Here is a 17,852-nt window from a genome sequence, read left to right on the forward strand (position 1 = left end):
CCGCGATATACACCTCGCCCCGCAAACTCTGGCCCGACACGACGCTCTACCGATCTGCTCCTCCACCCGGCCTAGTCCCCCACCGCCACCGGCCCCTACGACCAGCTCCCCTGGCGCCCCGGCATCCTCACCCTGCAACACTGACGGACCCGCGGCCGGGTCCGCCCCGCCGGGGCGGACACGGCCTCCGGGGCGCCCGCTCGAAGGAGCGGGCGCCCCGGATCCGGATTCCGGCCCGCCGGATCACCCCGGACGCAGCTCACGGCCCGCCGGTCAGACGGCGGCCGGCTGCTTCCCGGCGACGGCGGAGACCGCAGCCGTCCGGGCGACGGGCTTCCGCATCCCCTTGAGCAGCACCACCACCGCCGTGGTGACCGCCGTACCCGCCGCGACCGCGACCAGGTACAGGAACGGGCTGCCGATCAGCGGGAGCACCCAGATTCCGCCGTGCGGGGCACGAAGGGTGGAGCCGAAGGCCATCGACAAGCCACCGGCGGTCATGCTGCCGGCGATGCCCGCCGGGATGACCCGCAGCGGGTCGGCCGCCGCGAACGGGATCGCGCCTTCCGTGATGAACGAGGCGCCGAGGACCCAGGCCGCCTTGCCGTTCTCCCGCTCCTCGGGGCTGAAGAGCCTGCTCCGGACGACGGTCGCCAGTGCCATGCCGAGCGGCGGGGTCATGCCGGCGGCCATCACGGCAGCCATCACCTTGAGGCTGCCGGCGTCCGGAGTGGTCCCCGCGGTGGTGAGCGCACCGGCCGCGAAGGTGTAGGCGACCTTGTTGAGCGGACCGCCCATGTCGAAGGCCATCATCGCGCCGAGCAGCGCGCCGAGCAGGATCGCATTGGAGCCGGAGAGGCCGTTCAGCCAGTCGGTCAGGCCGTTCATCGCCGAGGCGATCGGCGAGCCGACCACCACGAACATCAGGAAGCCGACCGCCGCCACCGACAGCAGCGGGACCACCACGACCGGCATGATGCCCCTGATCGCCCGGGGCACGTTCCAGCGGATCATCCACAGCACCAGGAAGCCGGCGGCCAGGCCCGACACGATGCCGCCGAGGAAGCCCGCGCCGACCGCCACCGACACGGCACCGCCGGCGACGCCGGCGGCCAGTGCCGCCCGGTCCGCGATCGCCCAGGCGATGTACCCGGAGAGGACCGGGACCAGGAAGCCGAACGAGGTCTTGCCGGTCTGGAACAGCATCGCCGCCCAGCTCTGCGAGGAGGTCCAGTCGAAGTGGCCCAGCACGGGCGGTGCGGAGGCGATCTGGTAGCCGCCGATCGCGAAGGCGAGGGCGATCAGCAGACCGCCGGCCGCGACGAACGGGATCATGTGGCTGACGCCCGTCATCAGGTACGTGCGCAGCCGCTGGGCCCAGTGCTCCCCCGTCGCGCTCGCCGTGGCCACCGGGGCGGTGGCGAGGCGGGTGCCGGGGCCGGCGCCGGTGACCAGCGCGGCGGCCCGCGCGATCAGGTCGTCGGCGCGGTTGACGCCGGCCTTGACGCCCACGTCCACGGTCGGCTTGCCGGCGAAGCGGGCCCGGTCCCGGATCTCGACGTCATGGGCGAAGATCACCGCGTCGGCTGCCGCGATCACCTCGGGGGCGAGCGGCGTCGTCCCGGCCGAGCCCTGGGTCTCGACCTGGATCCGCGCGCCCGCCCGGGCGGCAGCCAGCTCCAGGGCCTTGGCGGCCATGTAGGTGTGGGCGATGCCGGTCGGGCAGGAGGTGACCGCGACCAGCCGCAGCCCGCCGTCGGCGGCGGTCGGTTCGGGACCGGCGGTCTCCTCCGGAGCAGGGACCGCCTCCGGAGCAGGGACCGGCGTCTCCTCGCCGTTGATCCGTGCCGCGACCGTGCCCGGGCTCTCGGCCTCGCGCAGGGCGCCGGTGAAGGTGGGGTCCACGAGCCGGCGGGCCAGCGCGGCGAGGATCTGCAGGTGGGTGTCGTCCGCACCCGCGGGTGCCGCGATCATGAAGATCAGGTCGGCGGGCCGACCGTCCGGGGCGTCGAAGTCGACACCCCTGGAACTGCGGCCGAAGGCCAGGCTCGGCTGCGTGACGTGGGGCGATCTGCAGTGCGGGATGCCGATCCCGTCGCCCATCCCGGTCGGGGCCTGGGCCTCGCGGGCGGCGATGTCGGCGAGGAAGCCCTCGAGGTCGGTGACCCGGCCCTCGGCGACCAGCCGCTGGGCGAGGACCCGCAGGGCTTCGCTCTTGTCCTCGGGGGCGAGGTAGAGGTCGACGAGTGCGGGTGTGATCAGTGCGCTGGTGTCGGTCATCGTGTCGGTCCTTCGGCTGGTGCCTGACGGTGTCCCTTGCCCCCGGGAATGTCCGCCCTTCCCGTCCCACACGGTCGGGCGTTTTGCCTCCGGCGGTGGACGCCGGAGGACGTTCTCAGCCGCGGAGCGGTCGGTCCAGCGGGAGGTCCGCCGTCACGACCACCGCGGCCGGGTCCAGATCGGCCGGGGTCGGCATGACGCTCCCCGGCAGTTGTACGGCGGCGGCGCCGTGTGCCAGGGCCGCCGCCAGCGCCTCGGGGCCGGTTCCGCCGGCGCCGAGGAAGCCCGCGAGTGAGGCGTCGCCGGCTCCCACGTCGCTGCGGACGGCGGCGACCGGCGCGCTGCCGTACCAGCTGCCCTCCTCGGCGATCAGCAGCATCCCGTCCGCACCGAGGCTCGCGAGGACCTGCTGAGCGCCTCCCTCGCGCAGTTCCCCGGCCGCCTTGACGGCGTCGCCGACGGTGTGGATCGGGCGGCCCACGGCCTCCGCGAGTTCCTCACGGTTGGGCTTGACCACGTCGGGACGAGCCGAGAGCGCGGCCAGCAGCGCGGGGCCGGAGGTGTCCAGGGCGATCCGGGCGCCGCCCGAGTGCACCTGGGCGACCACCTCCGCGTACCACGCGGGTGCCAGCCCGCGCGGCAGGCTGCCGCAGCAGGCGAGCCAGTCCACATCGGTCCCGGTGTCCTGTCGGTTCTTCTGGACGTCGCGGACGAGCGCCAGCAGTGCGGCCGACTCGGCGGCGCTGAGTTCGGGGCCCACCGCGTTGACCTTCGTGAGGCTGCCGCCGTACTCGGCGATCGAGACGTTGATCCGGGTGTCGCCCGCGATCGCGACCGCCGCGACATCGATGCCCTGCCGGCGCAGCAGGTCGGCGAGCAGTTGCCCGGAGAGGCCGCCCAGGGGGAGGACGGCGCTGGTGCGGTGTCCGGCGGCCGTGAGCGCACGGGAGACGTTGACGCCCTTGCCGCCGGGGTCGAGCCGGTCGTGCGAGGCCCGGTTGACCTCGCCCGGGGCGAGGGTTCCCACTTCGTAGGTGCGGTCGAGGCTGGGGTTCGGGGTGATGGTGACGATCATGCGCGGATGACTTCCGGTCCGTGGTTCTCGATCTCGGCGGTCTGTTCGTCCGTCAGCCCGGTGTCCGTGACCAGCACGTCCACCTGGTCCAGCGAACCGAAGCGGGCGAAGTGGCGGACACCCCACTTGGAGGAGTCGGCCACCAGGACCACCCTCCGGGCACCGGCGAGCATGGCCCGTTTGACGGCCGCCTCGGCGAGGTCCGGCGTCGACAGGCCCCCCTCCGGGGAGAAGCCGTTGGTGGCGACCACCGCGAGGTCCGCGTGGATGTCCGCCAGGTCGCGCAGCGCCCACGCGTCGACAGCGGCCTGGGTGCGGTGGCGCAGCCGGCCTCCGATCAGGTGGAGGGCGAGCCCGCGGTGGTCGGCCAGCCGGGCGGCGACCGGGAGGGCGTTGGTGACGATGGTGAGCGTGCTGTCGGCGGGCAGCAGGCCGGCCAGCCGGGAGACGGTCGTCCCGGCGTCCAGGATGACGCTGCCCTCACCGGGCAGCAGGGCCAGGGCGGCCTTGGCGATGCGTTCCTTCTCGGCCGCGGCCGTGGAGTCGCGCTCGGCCAGGCCCGGCTCCAGGTGCAGTGCGCCGGCGGGCAGCGCGCCGCCGTGCACCCGGTGCAGCAGACCGGCCCGGTCGAGGGCGCTCAGGTCACGCCGGATGGTCTCCTGCGTGACGCCGAAGTCCTCGGCCAGCGTCGGCACGTCCACCCGACCCCGCTCCTGGGCGAGGCGGAGGATCTCTTGCTGCCGCTCGGGTGCATACATGTGGGCTTGGGTCCGTTTCATGTCTGTTCACGCTTGATTCAGGCCGACCATACGCGCTTCGACCGGAAAAGCAAGAGGTCGTACGGGCTTTCACCGACATCTTTGAGTTTGCCCGAATGTGTTGACATGGTTCGACGATCGGGCGTACAACCAATCGAAACAACACGCTAACGGGCGTGAAACCAACGGCCTGCCCGGTCCTCCGCCATCGCCCCCGTACGGCGGGGACCGGGCTCCGATCACGGTGGCCCGCGCCTCACCCTCCACGCAGGCCACCGTGCCCCCACCGCCGCCGACCCGGCTCCCACCCGGGTCGGCGCCCGTCTCCTCCAACCCCTCCAAGGACCTCCCATGCACTCGATCCTGGTCACCGTCGGCTCCCGGAGCGGCCTGCACGCCCGCCCGGCCTCCCTGTTCGTCCAGGCCGCCGCCCGCCAGCCCGCCAAGGTCACCGTCGGCCGCCCGGGCCAGACCCCGGTCGACGCCCGCAGCCTGCTCTCCGTGCTCGCCCTCGCCGCCGGCAACGGCGAGACCCTGGAGCTCACCGCGACCGGCGACCAGGCCCAGGACTCGCTGAAGGAGCTCGCCGACCTGCTCGCCGCCGACCACGACGCCGCGGCATGAGCGGTCCGATCCGCGGCAGTGGTCCGATCCGCGGCATCGGCGTCGGCACCGGCAGCGCGGCGGGACCAGTCGCGTGGATGGCACCTGTCCCCGCGCTGCCTGCCCCGAGGCCCGTCGCCGACCCGTCGGCCGAAGCGGCAGCGGTCCGCGCCGCCCTCGCCGCGGTCGTCACCGACCTGGACGAGCGTGCCGCCCGCGTGAGCGGCCCCGCCTCCGACGTGCTCACCGCGCAGGCCATGATGGCCGCCGACCCGGTCCTCGCCGACGAGGCCGCCGCCCTCGCCGAACGGGGCACCGACGGCGCCCACGCGCTCGCCGCCGCCTTCGACGGCTTCCGCGCCGCGCTGGTCGCCGCCGGCGGTCACTTCGCGGAACGCGTCGCCGACTTGGACGACCTGCGTGACCGCGCGGTGGCGCACCTGCTCGGCCTGCCCGTGCCCGGTCTGCCCGACCCCGGGCACCCGTACGTCCTGATCGCCGACGACCTGGCGCCCGCTGACACGGCACTGCTCGACCCCGAGCGGGTGCTGGCCCTGGTCACCGTCCGCGGCGGGCCGACCAGCCACACGGCCATCCTCGCCAAGGCACTCGGCCTGCCCGCCGTGGTCGGCTGCGCCGACGCCGTGGCGCTGGAGGACGGACGGCACGTCCTGGTGCACGGCGCGGACGGCCTGGTCGAGCCCGACCCGAGCCCGGAGGCGCTCGGGCTGGCCGCCGAACGGGAGCGCCGCCGCCGCGAGCTGCTCGCCGGGTTCCACGGACCGGGCCGGACGGCGGACGGCCACCCGATCGCGCTGCTGGTCAACCTCGGTGCGCCGCACGAGCTGGCCGGCGCGGCCGCCGCCGACGCCGAGGGCGTGGGCCTGTTCCGCACCGAGTTCCTCTTCCTGGACCGTAGCGAGGCGCCCGGTCGCGCCGAACAGGCCGCCGCCTACCGGAAGGTCTTCGCGGCCTTCGCCGGGCGCCGGGTGGTCGTGCGCACCCTCGACGCGGGCGCGGACAAGCCGCTGCCCTTCGTCACCGCCGCCGACGAGGAGAACCCCGCCTTGGGCGTCCGCGGCCTGCGGACGGCCGTCCGCGACCCCCAGCTCCTGGAGACCCAGCTCGCCGCGATCGCCGAGGCCGCCGAGGACAGCACCGCGCAGGTCTGGGTGATGGCCCCGATGGTGTCGGTCCCGCGCGAGGCCGCCGAGTTCGCCGCCCGGGTCCGCGCCCACGGCCTGCCGCTGGCCGGCGCGATGATCGAGGTTCCGGCCGCCGCCCTGCGGGCCGACCGGCTGGCCGAGGTCTGCGACTTCTTCAGCGTCGGCACCAACGACCTGGCCCAGTACACCTTCGCGGCCGACCGCACGCTCGGCTCCCTCGCCGAACTGCTCGACCCGTGGCAGCCGGCCCTGCTCGCGCTGGTCGCGGACGCCGCCCGCTCGGCGACCGAGCACGGCCGTCCGATCGGTGTGTGCGGCGAAGCCGCCGCCGACCCAGCACTCGCCCTGGTGCTGGTCGGCCTCGGGATCACCAGCCTGTCGGCCGCACCCGCCTCGCTCCCCGAGGTACGGGCGGCGCTGGCCTCCCGCACCCTCGCGCAGTGCCGCGAACTCGCCGAGCTGGCCCTGCAAGCCGACGACGCCGCCGACGCCCGCGGCAAGGTCCGCTCGCGGATCGCCGGAGGCTGATCAACTCCTTCGGTGCGCCGGGCCCGGTCGCCGCCGGCCGCGATCGGGCGGGCGGCGGCGAGCTCGGCGCACCCAGGGCCTGTCCGCGATCGGCCGGCGACCGGCGTGCGATCGGTCAGCCCCCGTGCACGGTGAGGGTGTAGCCCTCGGGGCCTTCGAAGGAGAAGGTCGGCCCGAACGGGGTGTCCACCGTGGGGGTCAGGATCGTGACCCCGGCGGCGGTGAGCTGGTCACGGAGCTGGTGGGCGTCCTGCGTCCGGAACCAGAGCGCCACACCAAGGCCGGGCCGCGCGGTGTCGGCGAGGTCGACGCCCGGGAGGACCTCGCGGACCGCGAACGGGGTCGGCTTGGTGTCGAACACGACCGCGCCGGGCGGTGAGACCGCGGCCCGACGCAGCCCCAGGTGCTCTTCGCAGAAGGCGGCCGCGGCCGCCACGTCGCGGACCTGCAGGGCGACGAAGTCGGGGCCGTCGATGGTGACGGGCATGGGGTTCTCCTCGGTCTCGAATGTCAGGACTTTGACATACAGGAGACTAGGACCTCGCCCCGAGCGTGTCAAAATGCTGACATGATGGAGAAGCCGCCGACGGAGCCGCCGCACGATGCGAAAGACGTCACCCGACACGTGGGGTACGCGCTCAAGCGCGCCCAGGCCGCCCTGCGCGGCGCCATGGACCGGGCTCTGCGAGAGCACGAACTGACCGTTCCGCAGTACGCCACCCTCGAACTCCTGGCCCTGAACCCCGGCATGTCCAACGCCGACCTCGCGCGCGCGACCTTCGTCACCCGCCAGTCCGGCAACGTCGTGCTGCAGGGCCTGCAGGAAGCGGGGCTGATCACCCGCCCGGCCACCGCCGACCACGGCCGGGCCCGCCCCGCCCACCTCACCGAGGAGGGCCGGGCGCGCCTGGCCGCCGTCCAGGACGCCGTCTACGCCATCGAGCGACACATGGTGGGGTCGATCCCGCCCGAGCGCATCGCCGTGCTGCTCGCCGACCTCGACCGCATGGCGGCGGCTCTGGAGCAGTGACCAGCCGTCAGGATCACCGCCCCGGGAGCCGCCCGGGCCCCGTCCTCAGGCCACGGCCACGCCGCTGCCGGCGATGACCTCGGGCCGCAGCAGGGCCGCGAGCCGCTCCGCCGGGAGCAGGCCCCGCTCCAGCACGAGTTCGGCGACACCCCGGCCGCTGGCAAGGGCCTCCTTGGCGATGTCGGTGGCTGCCGTGTACCCGATGTGCGGGTTCAGGGCGGTCACCAGGCCGATGGAGTTCTCGACGGTCGCGCGCAGCACCTCGGTGTTGGCGGTGATGCCGACGACGCAACGCTCGGCGAGGGTGTGGCAGGCGGCCCGCAGGTGGGTGATGGACTTCGACAGCGAGTGCAGGATGATCGGTTCGAAGGCGTTGAGCTGGAGCTGACCCGCCTCGGCGGCCATGGTGATCGCGATGTCGTTGCCGATCACCTCGAAGGCGACCTGGTTGACGACTTCGGGGATCACCGGGTTGACCTTGCCGGGCATGATGCTCGAACCGGCCTGCACCGGCGGCAGGTTGATCTCGCCGAGGCCCGCACGCGGCCCGGAGGACAGCAACCGAAGGTCGTTGCAGGTCTTGGACAGTTTGACGGCTATGCGCTTGAGGACTCCGGACATCTGGACGAACGCGCCGCAGTCCTGGGTGGCTTCGACCAGGTTGGCCGCGGTCACCAGGGGCAGTCCGGTGATGTCGGCGAGATGGCGCCGGGCGTATTCGGCGTACCCGGCGGGGGCGTTGAGGCCGGTGCCGATCGCGGTCGCGCCGAGGTTGATCTCGTGGATCAGCTCGGCGGCTTCCGCGAGCCGGCTGCGGTCCTCGTCGAGCATGACGGCGAAGGCGGAGAACTCCTGGCCGAGCGTCATCGGCACAGCGTCCTGCAGCTGGGTGCGGCCCATCTTCAGGACGTCGCGGAACTCGACGGCCTTGCGGGCGAAGGCGTCCTGGAGGACGGCCATCGCGTCGAGCAGCCCGCGCACGGCGGACACCGTCGCGACCCGGACCGCGGTCGGGTAGACGTCGTTGGTGGACTGGCCGAGATTGACGTCCTCGTTGGGGTGCAGGTGGGAGTACTCGCCCTTGGCGTGCCCCAGCAGTTCCAGCGCCCGGTTCGCGACGACCTCGTTGGCGTTCATGTTGGTCGAGGTGCCGGCGCCGCCCTGGATGACGTCCACGACGAACTGGTCGTGCAGCTTCCCGCCCCGGATCTCGCGGCACGCGGCGACGATCGCGGCGGCCTTCGCGGGTTCCAGCAGGCCGAGTTCCTCGTTGGCGAGGGCGGCGGCCTCCTTCACGGCGGCCAGTGCGTCGATCAGGTGCGGGTAGGCGGAGATGGGGGTGCCGGTGATGGGGAAGTTCTCGGTGGCGCGCAGGGTGTGGACGCCCCAGTAGACGTCGGCAGGGACGTCACGGTCCCCGAGCAGGTCGTGTTCGCTGCGGGTGGCGACGGTCATGGGTGTGCGGTTCCTCTTCTCGGAGTGGTGGGTCGGGTCACGCGTGGGCGAGCAGGGCCTCCGGGTCCAGGGCGGCCACCGGCCGCACGCCACCGACCGGCCGGCCACCGCCGACCACCGGCTCCCCCGCGAACCCGGTCAGCAGCCGCTTGTCGACTCCTGCCAGCGCCAGGGCGGCCGCCGCCACCGGGATGCGCGCCCGGTTCGCCCCGTCCGCGATCTTCAGGGCGACGGCGCGGCCGTCCGGCAGCGCGGCGACCTGGACGCCCTCGAATCCGTCCTTGGCAAGCAGCCCGGGTACCGCGCGCATCAGCTCGGCCACGTCCCGCCCTGCGCCGGAGGCCATCTCCGGGTGGCTGCGCAACGCGTCCGCCACCCGGAATTCAGGGGTCCCGGGCGCGCCGGTGGCGATGCGCGCGGCGGCACGGGCCAGGCCGTGCAGGGAGACGGCGAACAGGGGGGTGCCGCAGCCGTCCACCGTGGCGCGCGCGATGCGCTGGCCCGTGAGGTCCTCCACGACTTCCGCGATCATCCGTTGGAGCGGGTGCTCAGGCGCGTCGTAGTCCTGCAGCGGCCACCCGTTGAGCTTGCAGAGGTGGAGCATCGCGGCGTGCTTGCCCGAGCAGTTCTGGGCGAGCCGGGAGGGCGGGCGGTCCTCCCGGATCCAGGTGTCGCGGACGGCCGGGTCGTACGGCAGGTCGGGGACGTTGCGCAGGTCGTCCTCGGTGAGGCCGACGAGCGCCAGGATCCGCCGGGCGCCGGCGAGGTGGCGTTCCTCGCCGGAATGGCTGCCCATCGCGAGGGCGAGCAGTTCGCCGTCGAGCGGCAGTCCCGCCCGGACCATGGCGACGGCCTGGAGGGGCTTGAGGGCCGATCGCGGGAAGCACGCGGCCTCCGCGTCACCGAGGCGGAACCGGACCTTGCCGTCGCCGTCGAGGACGACGACGGAACCGTAGTGGGTGCCCTCGACCACACCGCCACGGGTGACGTGGGCGACGGGCACGTGGCGGGGCTCGCGGATCGCGGGCGCGTCCGCGATGGGGAGGGTGAGCATGACTGCCTCGATCGTGATGGCTTGGGGCTGCTGACCTGTGTGCCTGGTGGCAGTGGGCCGGCCCGGGCGGACGCGCGGTGGCTCTGCGGATCCCCCGGGCCGCCCGGGTTCAGTCGTCGGTTCCGGCGGCGGCGCGCGCGATGCGCCCGCGGATCGCGTACCAGCCGGCGACGAGTGCGGCGGCGATGAGCGGTACGCACAGCACCGTGGTGCGTCCGGCGCCGCCGTCGGCGTACATGAGGACCAGGACGACGGCGAGGAAGGCCAGCGTCAGGAGTTCGGTCCAGGGCGAGCCGGGCAGCCGGTAGGCGGGGCGGGTCAGTTCGCCCGCCGTGGTCTTCCGCCAGAACAGGAGGTGGCAGACCATGATCATGCCCCAGGTGGCGATGATGCCGATGGCGGCGAGGTTGAGCACGATCTCGAACGCGTCGGCGGGGACGACGAAGTTGAGGCCGACACCGAGGACGCACATGCCGCTGGTGAGCAGGATGCCGCCGTAGGGCACCTGGGTGCGGCTCATCCTGGCGGTGAAGCGGGGGGCCGATCCGTTGACGGCCATGGAGCGCAGGATGCGGCCGGTGGAGTAGAGGCCCGAGTTGAGCGAGGACATGGCCGCGGTGAGGACGACCAGGTTCATCACACTGCCCGCCGCCGGGACACCGATGTGGGAGAGCACCGTCACGAAGGGACTCTGGCCGGAGGTGTACTTGTTCCACGGCATCAGCATCGACAGCAGGACGACCGAGCCGACGTAGAACAGGCCCACCCGCCACATGATCGAGTTGATCGCCTTCGGCATGATCTTCTCGGGGTTCTCGGTCTCCCCGGCCGTCACGCCGACCAGTTCGACGGAGGCGTAGGCGAAGACGACGCCCTGGATGATCAGCAGCATCGGCAGCAGGCCGTTGGGGAAGATCCCGCCGTTGTCGGTGATCAGGGACGGACCGGGTACGACGCCGTCGACCGGGTGCTGGGTGACGAGCAGGAAGATTCCGATGCCCATGAAGACCACCAGGGCGCTGACCTTGACGATGGCGAACCAGAACTCCAGTTCGCCGAAGATCCGCACCGAGATGAGGTTCACGGTGACGACCACGGCCAGGGCTATGAGCGCGATCACCCACTGCGGGACGTCGGAGAACAGGTGCCAGTAGTGGGTGTACGTGGCCACCGCGGTGATGTCGGCGATGCCGGTGGTCGCCCAGTTGAGGAAGTACATCCAGCCGGCGGTGTACGCGCCCTTCTCTCCCAGGAACTCCCGGGCGTAGGACACGAAGGCCCCGGAGGACGGGCGGTACAGGACGAGCTCGCCGAGCGCTCGCACGACGAGGAACGCGAAGACGCCGCAGACGGCGTACGCGACGAACAGGGAGGGCCCGGCATCGGCGAGCCGGCCGCCCGCGCCGAGGAACAGCCCGGTGCCGATGGCACCACCGATGGCGATCATGTTGACGTGCCGGGCTTTCAGGGACTTGCTGTAGCCGGTGTCACCGGCGTCGACGTGACGGGTCGTGGGGCGCTTCTCGTCTTTGAGGAACTGCTCGCTCACGCCTCGGCTCTACCTTCTCTTGAGGTGTCCGCGCGCTGGGGGCGCACGATGTCGGTGAGAGTGGCCTCCACGCGGTGGAGGTGGTGGGACATCGCCTCGACGGCGTCGGGCTCGGAACCGTCGATCAGGGCCTCGACGATCGCCCGGTGCTCGCAGTTGGACTGCTCGCGCCGACCGCCGAGTTCGTTGAGGAGGGTCGACTGACGCGCCAGTGCGTCACGGATCTCCTCGATCACCCGGCGGAACACCGGGTTGCCGGAGGCCTCGGCCACCGCCAGGTGGAACACGGTGTCCAGGGCGACCCACGCGGTGGTGTCGGTCTCCCGCTCCATCCGGTCGAGCAGGTGGGACAGGTGGTCCAGGTCCTCCGGGGTCCGGCGCAGCGCCGCGTAGCCGGCGACCGGGATCTCGACGTGCCGGCGCACCTCCAGGAGGTCGCTGGCCGCGTAGTCGCCGAAGGTGGGGTCCTCGACCGTGTTCGCCACGACGAAGGTGCCCTTGCCGGTCTTCGAGACCGTCAGGCCCATGGCTTGCAGGGCACGGAGTGCCTCCCGCAGCACGGGCCGGCTGACCTCCAGGGTCCGGCACAGCTCTGCTTCCGAGGGGAGCTTGTCCCCCACGGCGTACTCACCGCGCTCGATGGCGCTGCGCAGGTGGCCGAACACCGCTTCCATCGCGCTGACGCGCCGCGGGATCGCACCACCTGTCTGGCTGTCTGACAGGTTCACGAGGTGATCCTCCGGGTCGGAGCACAGCGGTGTCAAGACACCAGGGTCGACGGAACGATGTCCGGTGCGCTCCGCCGCACGCGCCTTGCTCTCGGCGGTCGATCAGGAGCCGGGTTCGACGTGGTCCGGGCAGCGGCCACCAGGGCGTGCACCACCGCCGAATCGAAAGCCATTTCGGGGTGCCACTGCACGCCGACCACGAAGCGGTGCCGGGTGCTCTCGATCGCCTCGATGGTGCCGTCCGCCGTGCGGGCGCCCACGATCAAGCCGGCCCCGAGGGACTCCACCGCCTGATGATGGTGCGTGGCGACCTGGCGGGTCCCCGGAAGGAGCGCGCCGATCCGCGTCCCCGGCACCGTGGTGACGGCATGGGGGGAGAAGTGGCCGCCGTGCAGGTTGTGCCCGTGGTGACCCACGGTTTCGGGGAGGTGCTGGATCAGGGTTCCGCCTGCGTGCACGTTCATCAATTGCATTCCGCGACACACTCCCAGCACCGGCATGTCACGCGTGAGAGCCTCGGCCAGCACGGCCCACTCCCACCGGTCGCGCTCGTGCACCGGCGGCCCCGTGCACGGGTGCGGCGTCGCCCCGTACAGCGCGGGATCCACGTCCTCGCCGCTGGTCAGGACGATGGCGTCCAGGCGCGCGACGACATCGGCAGCGGCTTCCGGCGCGTCCGGCGGCAGCAGGACCACGCGGCCGCCCGCCGCCCGGAGACAGCTGATGTACGCCGCGGGCAGCAGCGCGGCGGGCAGCTCCCACTCCCCCCACTGGGCGTCGGCGAGGTAGGTGGTCAGTCCGATGAGTGGCTTGGGCATACCACTTCCTTTCAGGGGCGGAGTCGCTCGTCGACGGCCGTCTCCTCCGCGGCCCACCCGCCCCCGCGGACGCGGGGTCAGGAGGGCTGCGGAAGAGGGGGTGCACGGCCCCCGCGGGCGCACGAACGCGTCCGACGAGGGAAATGGTGGGTCGCGGACCCCGGGGGCGGAGACTTGCGCATCCGGGCCGCGAGCAAGAATCCTGCTGCCGTTCATGCTTAAGCACAAGAAAAGACATCTTCGCGACAGATAAGTGAGCCTTAACTCCGTGCAGAGACTCGACCCCCGGTTGCTCGCCACCCTCGAAGCGGTGGTCCGCCACAGCTCCTTCAACGCCGCCGCACGCGAGCTGGGCTACAGCGCGCCCGCCGTCTCGCAACAGATCGCCGAACTCGAACGCCGGGCCGGCCTCATCCTGATCGAGCGCCGCCCGGTGCGCGCCACCCCGGGCGGCATGGTCCTCCTCGACGCCGAACAGCGCGTCCGAAGCGCACTGGCGGCGGCGTCCGTGGAACTCGACGCCATGCGTGCGGGTACGGCCGGTCGGATCAGGCTCGGCGCCTTCGCCTCCGCCGCCGCCGGCATCGTCCCGCAGGCGCTGGCCGAGCTTCACGCGACCTATCCCGATGTGCAGGTCAGCCTCTCCCAGGTGGAGCCCGAAGCCGGCTACAGCCGGCTCAAGCGGGGAGACATGGACCTGGCCCTCAGTTACGACTACGACTTCATCCCGATGCCACCGCCCCGGACGCTGCGCCGAACGCTGGTCGCCCGGGACCCGGTCGTGGCGGTCGTCCCGGCCGACCACCACCTCGCCCACCGGGACGTCATCGACCTCGCCGACCTCGCGTCCGAGACGTGGATCGCCGCCCCGGAGGCCGCCCTTCGCCTGGAACTGCTCGCTCAGATGGCCAAGACACCGGGATTCCAGGCCCGCCTGGAATACGACGGCGACGACTTCAACACCGTGCTCGGCTTCGTGGCCGCCGGCCTGTGCGTCGCCGTCATGCCCCGGCTGGCCCTCCCCCCGGGTAGCACCCAGGTCGTGGCGCGTCCCCTCGCCGACCCGGAGCTGACACGCTTCATCTACACCGTCCGCATCGACACCCGGCACGCCCCGCGCGCCCTCCTGGCCCTGGAGCGGATGCTCGCCGCGCAGGCGCTGGCCGCCCTCTCATGAGCGGGGCAACGCCTGACGGTTCGGAGCGTCGCCGGCCCGCCCACGGGCCGGCTCTCCGGGCAACCTCTCACCCCTCCGCTCGGACACTCCGGTCGGCGGTGAGCCGCTCGCGCCACTCGGCCACGGCGACGGGGGACATCGCCGCGAGACCGGCGATCACCTCGTCGTCCCTCCCGTCGGTCCAGCTGAGGACCCGGGTCAGGACGGTGTTCCGGACCAGGCGGACCTCCTTCAGCAACTCCTCCAAGCGCTTCAGTTCCTCCCCGGTGGCGGCCAGCGTGTCGTCGACCGCCGCCCTTTCCTCGGCCCGCTGCTGCCGCAGGTAGGCCGTCAGGCCGGTGAGCACGACGCCGTCGTCGGCCGCAGCACTGCGGAACGTCTCGGCGAGGTGGTCCAACACGCAGTCGGGGGCGTCGGCGAGACTCGCTCCCACGACCTTCGCACCTTCCCAGCTGCTCCGTCCGGCCTCGCTGGTCCGCAGCCAGAGCCCGGCTTCGACCGGGGCGCGGTCGCCGCAGGCGGCCGCGCGGTAGGCGTACAGAGCCGCCCGGTGACCGTAGAAGGTGTAGCCCTCCCCGATCCGGACGCCCGCCGGAGCGCACATCCGTCCCGGAACGCCGCCGTAACCGGAATCGGGTTCGTACGCGGCGTACCCGTCCAGTTCGGCGTCGGTGGCTGTCGCCCACGCCGGGTCGCACAGCTCCGGATTCCGGGCCAGGAAGTCCGCCACTTCGACCCGCCAGGCGGGAACCGGGCTCATGCGCGGTTCGGCCCAGGCCACCGCTCCCCCGGCGTCGAGCGTGTACCGGCAGGCCTGTTCGAGATCGACCCATGCCTGGGCGGCTTCGGCGGACCATTCCAGATCCCCGTCCGGACCCACCCGGTGCAGCGAGCCGATCAACCGCTGGACCAGGGGCAGTACCCGTCGGACCAGTGCGTAGAGCTCCTCGGCCGTGAAGAACCGCCAGGTCTCGGAGTCCCGGTCGTTGACGGCGCGGTGGGTGAGCAGGATCGCGAACACGGCCGGGGACGGCAGAGCGCCGTCGCCGACCGTGGCCCGGCGGTGACCCGGGAGCCAGGAGGGGGCGTCCTCACTGCGGGTCCGCCAGTCGGTGTCCCCGAACCACACCGCGCCGGTGGCGGCGTCGACGGCGAGCCACTGTTGGTAGCCGTTACCCGGCCCGAACCGCTCCTCGCGGTGCTCGGCGTGCCGGTCGTGCCACACGTATTCCGCTGGGGGCGGGTTGAGTTGGACGGCGACGAAACCGTCCTGCGGGCTGTACCCGACGACGACGTGTGCTGCCGGTTTGCTGTGCTCGGTCCCGGACATGCGGCTCCCTCCGTGCCGGACCGTGGCGGTTCCGCCACTGTGCGGCATCGAGCCTGCCCTGCGAGAGCCGTACGATCAAATCCGATCACTTGTGGACTTGCCGCCCCATGGGGTCCGTGCACGAGCGATTGTGACGGAGCCGACGGGCACGCGATCGCAGAGCACTGGTGTGCTCCTCGCCGACGAAACGGGACGCGAATGCGCCCTTGACGCCGCACCATCGGGCGTCGCATGATCGACCCGCAAACCTGTCAGACAGCAAGACAGGCAGCTCGATTCCACGGTGCGCCAGAACCTCGGAATCGGCGTTCGGGACCAGCAAACCCCGCCCAACGAGCACAGACGTGAGACTCGATCACTCTCAACCCCCACTCGGGGGCGGCCCCGACCGAAGGCCGATGAGTCCCATCGCGCTGGCTGCGGTCGGCCGCCCAGCACCTGTTCGACGACTGTCTACTTGCGAGCCTCGATCAGGAAGCGCGCCGAGTGGGCCACGAACGGGCCCTCGGCGCGGATCCGGGCGTCCAGTTCGCGCAGCCGGTCCCGGTAGGCGTCGACGGTGAAGCCCGGGACCATCCAGATCACCTTGCGCAGGAAGTACACCACCGCGCCGATGTCGCGGAACTCGATCCGCAGCCGCTCGGAGCGCAGGTCCACCACCTCCAGCCCGGCGGCGCGGGCCTCGGCGCTCTCGACCTCGGGACGGCGGCCTTCGCGGGCCTCCGGCAGCGGCCCGAGGAAGTACTCGACCAGTTCGAAGACGGAGGCCGGCCCCACGTGCTGGGCGAAGTAGCTGCCGCCCGGCTGCAGGACCCGGGCGATCTCCGTCCACCAGGCCCGTACCGGGTGTCGACTGCTGACCAGGTCGAAGGCCTCGTCGGCGAAGGGCAGCGGCGGCTCGTCCTGGTCCGCGACCACCAGCGCGCCCAGCGGGTACAGCAGGCGCGTCGCGCGGGCGAGGTTCGGCGGCCAGGACTCGGTGGCCGCCAGGACGGGCGGCAGCCATCCGCGCGGCTCGGCGAGCCTCAGGGCGCCGGCCAGCACCTCGCCGCCGCCGGTCTGAATGTCCAGGGCCGCCCTCGCCGTGCCCAACCGCTCGGACAACAACCGCTGGTAGCCCCAGGAGGGACGTTCCTCGGCGGCCCTGCCGTCCAGCCAGGAGAAGTCCCAGCCGTCCACGGACACGGCCTCGGCCTCGGCGATCAGCTCCTCGAAGGTGCGCATACCCGCATCATCCCGGCGCCGGCACCGAACGGCCACAGATTTCCGGGCCGCGCGTGCGCTCACCCCTGTCCGGCGCCGCGCCCGTACCGCAGCACCAGCCCGACCCGCACGTCCACGCTCGCGGCGGCGACCTCGGGCAGTTCGGGCAGTCCGACGGGCTGCTCCGCCGAGCCCGTCGGCCGGTCCTTCGCGGGGTCCACCCGTTCCTCCCCTCCCCCGTTCCACCCTGTGGCTTCGGCTTCGGAAAACCGCTACGCCGCGCCGGTGCGACCCGGCGAGGATAGCGCCATGGCCCGCTCCCCCATCGCCCGGTTCTACGACGACTTCGCCGCCGGCTACCACCTCCTCTACCCTGACTGGGAGGCCTCCGTCGCCCGCCAGGGTGCCGCGTTGGACGCCCTGATCCGCGACCGGCTCGGCGGCCGCGCCACCGACGTGCTGGACTGCGCCTGCGGGATCGGCACCCAGGCCGTCGGGCTGGCCGGGCTCGGGCACCGGGTCACCGGCACCGACATCAGCCCGGTCGCCGTCGGCCGCGCCGCCGCCGAGGCCGCCCGGCGCGGACTCGAACTCCCCACCGCAGCCGCCGACATGCGGCGACTCCCCTTCCCGGATGCCCGCTTCGAGGTGGTCGTCTGCGCCGACAACGCGCTGCCCCACCTGCTCACCCCGGAGGACGTCCTGGCCGCGCTCGGCGAGATGCGCCGCGTCCTGCGCCCCGGCGGTCTGCTCCTGCTCACCACCCGCCCGTACGACGAACTGCGCCGCAGCCGACCGTCCTCCACCCCACCCCAGACCTCCGAAGCGGACGGACAGCGGTCCGTCGTCTTCCAGCTCTGGCAGTGGCACGAGGACGGCGAGCGGTACGACCTGGAACTCTTCCAGCTGCTGCCCGGCACGGACGGACAGTGGCGGGTCGATGTCCGTCGTTCCACCTACTGGGCCCTCACCCAGGCACAGGTGAGCGCGTTCGCCACCGGGGCGGGCTTCACCGGGACCGACTGGAAGGCCCCCGCCGACACCGGGTTCTTCCAGCCCGTCCTGACCGCCCGGACGCCCTGACCCGCTTCTCCTGCC

The 17,852-nt window shown here is 72.6% G+C and carries 17 protein-coding genes; 5 read left to right on the forward strand and 12 right to left on the reverse strand.

The window, feature by feature from the left end; translation table 11 throughout:
* Positions 1 to 273: 273 nt before the first annotated feature.
* The 3 genes from ACZ3TI_RS16175 to ACZ3TI_RS16185 all read right to left on the reverse strand — a co-directional run bounded on the left by ACZ3TI_RS16175 (position 274) and on the right by ACZ3TI_RS16185 (position 4,113).
* A complete protein-coding gene (locus ACZ3TI_RS16175) occupies positions 274 to 2,280 on the reverse strand; it encodes a PTS fructose transporter subunit IIABC (RefSeq protein WP_465726846.1) in 2,007 nt (668 codons plus the stop codon).
* A gap of 115 nt (positions 2,281 to 2,395) precedes the next feature.
* A complete protein-coding gene (pfkB, locus tag ACZ3TI_RS16180) occupies positions 2,396 to 3,355 on the reverse strand; it encodes a 1-phosphofructokinase (RefSeq protein ID WP_465726847.1) in 960 nt (319 codons plus the stop codon).
* The gene (locus ACZ3TI_RS16185; RefSeq protein WP_465726848.1) at positions 3,352 to 4,113 is read right to left on the reverse strand and encodes a DeoR/GlpR family DNA-binding transcription regulator; all 762 of its coding nucleotides are present in this window, start codon (positions 4,111 to 4,113) and stop codon (positions 3,352 to 3,354) included. Before ACZ3TI_RS16185 ends, pfkB begins: the two co-directional genes overlap by 4 nt.
* Positions 4,114 to 4,464: 351 nt before the next feature.
* Between ACZ3TI_RS16185 and ACZ3TI_RS16190 the strand changes: the two genes are divergently transcribed.
* Together ACZ3TI_RS16190 and ptsP are read left to right on the forward strand one after the other, a co-directional pair.
* A complete protein-coding gene (locus tag ACZ3TI_RS16190) occupies positions 4,465 to 4,737 on the forward strand; it encodes an HPr family phosphocarrier protein (RefSeq protein ID WP_465726849.1) in 273 nt (90 codons plus the stop codon).
* The gene (gene ptsP / locus ACZ3TI_RS16195; RefSeq protein WP_465726850.1) at positions 4,734 to 6,410 is read left to right on the forward strand and encodes a phosphoenolpyruvate--protein phosphotransferase; all 1,677 of its coding nucleotides are present in this window, start codon (positions 4,734 to 4,736) and stop codon (positions 6,408 to 6,410) included. The genes ACZ3TI_RS16190 and ptsP overlap by 4 nt, the downstream gene beginning before the upstream one ends.
* 115 nt (positions 6,411 to 6,525) lie before the next feature.
* Here the strand turns inward: ptsP and ACZ3TI_RS16200 are convergent, their stop codons facing one another.
* Positions 6,526 to 6,897 carry a VOC family protein gene (locus tag ACZ3TI_RS16200; protein ID WP_465726851.1) on the reverse strand — a complete coding sequence of 124 codons (372 nt, stop codon included), beginning with the start codon at positions 6,895 to 6,897 and terminating at the stop codon, positions 6,526 to 6,528.
* A gap of 81 nt (positions 6,898 to 6,978) precedes the next feature.
* Between ACZ3TI_RS16200 and ACZ3TI_RS16205 the strand changes: the two genes are divergently transcribed.
* Positions 6,979 to 7,440, forward strand: coding sequence for a MarR family winged helix-turn-helix transcriptional regulator (locus ACZ3TI_RS16205; RefSeq protein WP_465726852.1), 462 nt, complete (start codon positions 6,979 to 6,981; stop codon positions 7,438 to 7,440).
* Between the two features lie 45 nt (positions 7,441 to 7,485).
* Here the strand turns inward: ACZ3TI_RS16205 and aspA are convergent, their stop codons facing one another.
* The 5 genes from aspA to ACZ3TI_RS16230 form a co-directional block, all read right to left on the reverse strand.
* On the reverse strand, positions 7,486 to 8,895 hold the full coding sequence (gene aspA / locus ACZ3TI_RS16210; protein ID WP_465576997.1) for an aspartate ammonia-lyase: 1,410 nt from the start codon (positions 8,893 to 8,895) through the stop codon (positions 7,486 to 7,488).
* Between the two features lie 37 nt (positions 8,896 to 8,932).
* On the reverse strand, positions 8,933 to 9,949 hold the full coding sequence (locus ACZ3TI_RS16215) for an asparaginase (protein WP_465726853.1): 1,017 nt from the start codon (positions 9,947 to 9,949) through the stop codon (positions 8,933 to 8,935).
* 109 nt (positions 9,950 to 10,058) lie between these two features.
* A complete protein-coding gene (locus ACZ3TI_RS16220; protein WP_465726854.1) occupies positions 10,059 to 11,498 on the reverse strand; it encodes an amino acid permease in 1,440 nt (479 codons plus the stop codon).
* Positions 11,495 to 12,172, reverse strand: coding sequence for a FadR/GntR family transcriptional regulator (locus ACZ3TI_RS16225; RefSeq protein WP_465577036.1), 678 nt, complete (start codon positions 12,170 to 12,172; stop codon positions 11,495 to 11,497). Before ACZ3TI_RS16225 ends, ACZ3TI_RS16220 begins: the two co-directional genes overlap by 4 nt.
* Before the next feature lie 86 nt (positions 12,173 to 12,258).
* Positions 12,259 to 13,044: a gamma-glutamyl-gamma-aminobutyrate hydrolase family protein gene (locus ACZ3TI_RS16230; RefSeq protein ID WP_465726855.1), complete on the reverse strand. Its 786-nt coding sequence runs from the start codon at positions 13,042 to 13,044 to the stop codon at positions 12,259 to 12,261.
* Between the two features lie 268 nt (positions 13,045 to 13,312).
* On the opposite strand from ACZ3TI_RS16230, the gene ACZ3TI_RS16235 reads away from it, so the two are divergent.
* A complete protein-coding gene (locus ACZ3TI_RS16235) occupies positions 13,313 to 14,221 on the forward strand; it encodes a LysR substrate-binding domain-containing protein (RefSeq protein ID WP_465726856.1) in 909 nt (302 codons plus the stop codon).
* A gap of 67 nt (positions 14,222 to 14,288) precedes the next feature.
* Here the strand turns inward: ACZ3TI_RS16235 and ACZ3TI_RS16240 are convergent, their stop codons facing one another.
* From ACZ3TI_RS16240 to ACZ3TI_RS16250, 3 genes are all read right to left on the reverse strand, one after another.
* A complete protein-coding gene (locus tag ACZ3TI_RS16240; RefSeq protein ID WP_465726857.1) occupies positions 14,289 to 15,551 on the reverse strand; it encodes a hypothetical protein in 1,263 nt (420 codons plus the stop codon).
* A 453-nt stretch (positions 15,552 to 16,004) separates the two neighbouring features.
* A complete protein-coding gene (locus tag ACZ3TI_RS16245) occupies positions 16,005 to 16,775 on the reverse strand; it encodes a methyltransferase domain-containing protein (RefSeq protein WP_465726858.1) in 771 nt (256 codons plus the stop codon).
* Positions 16,776 to 16,834: 59 nt separating this feature from the next.
* The gene (locus ACZ3TI_RS16250) at positions 16,835 to 16,975 is read right to left on the reverse strand and encodes a hypothetical protein (RefSeq protein ID WP_465726859.1); all 141 of its coding nucleotides are present in this window, start codon (positions 16,973 to 16,975) and stop codon (positions 16,835 to 16,837) included.
* A gap of 88 nt (positions 16,976 to 17,063) precedes the next feature.
* Between ACZ3TI_RS16250 and ACZ3TI_RS16255 the strand changes: the two genes are divergently transcribed.
* A complete protein-coding gene (locus ACZ3TI_RS16255) occupies positions 17,064 to 17,837 on the forward strand; it encodes a class I SAM-dependent methyltransferase (RefSeq protein ID WP_465726860.1) in 774 nt (257 codons plus the stop codon).
* Positions 17,838 to 17,852: the final 15 nt, after the last annotated feature.

This window comes from Kitasatospora sp. NPDC023120, from assembly GCF_055560835.1.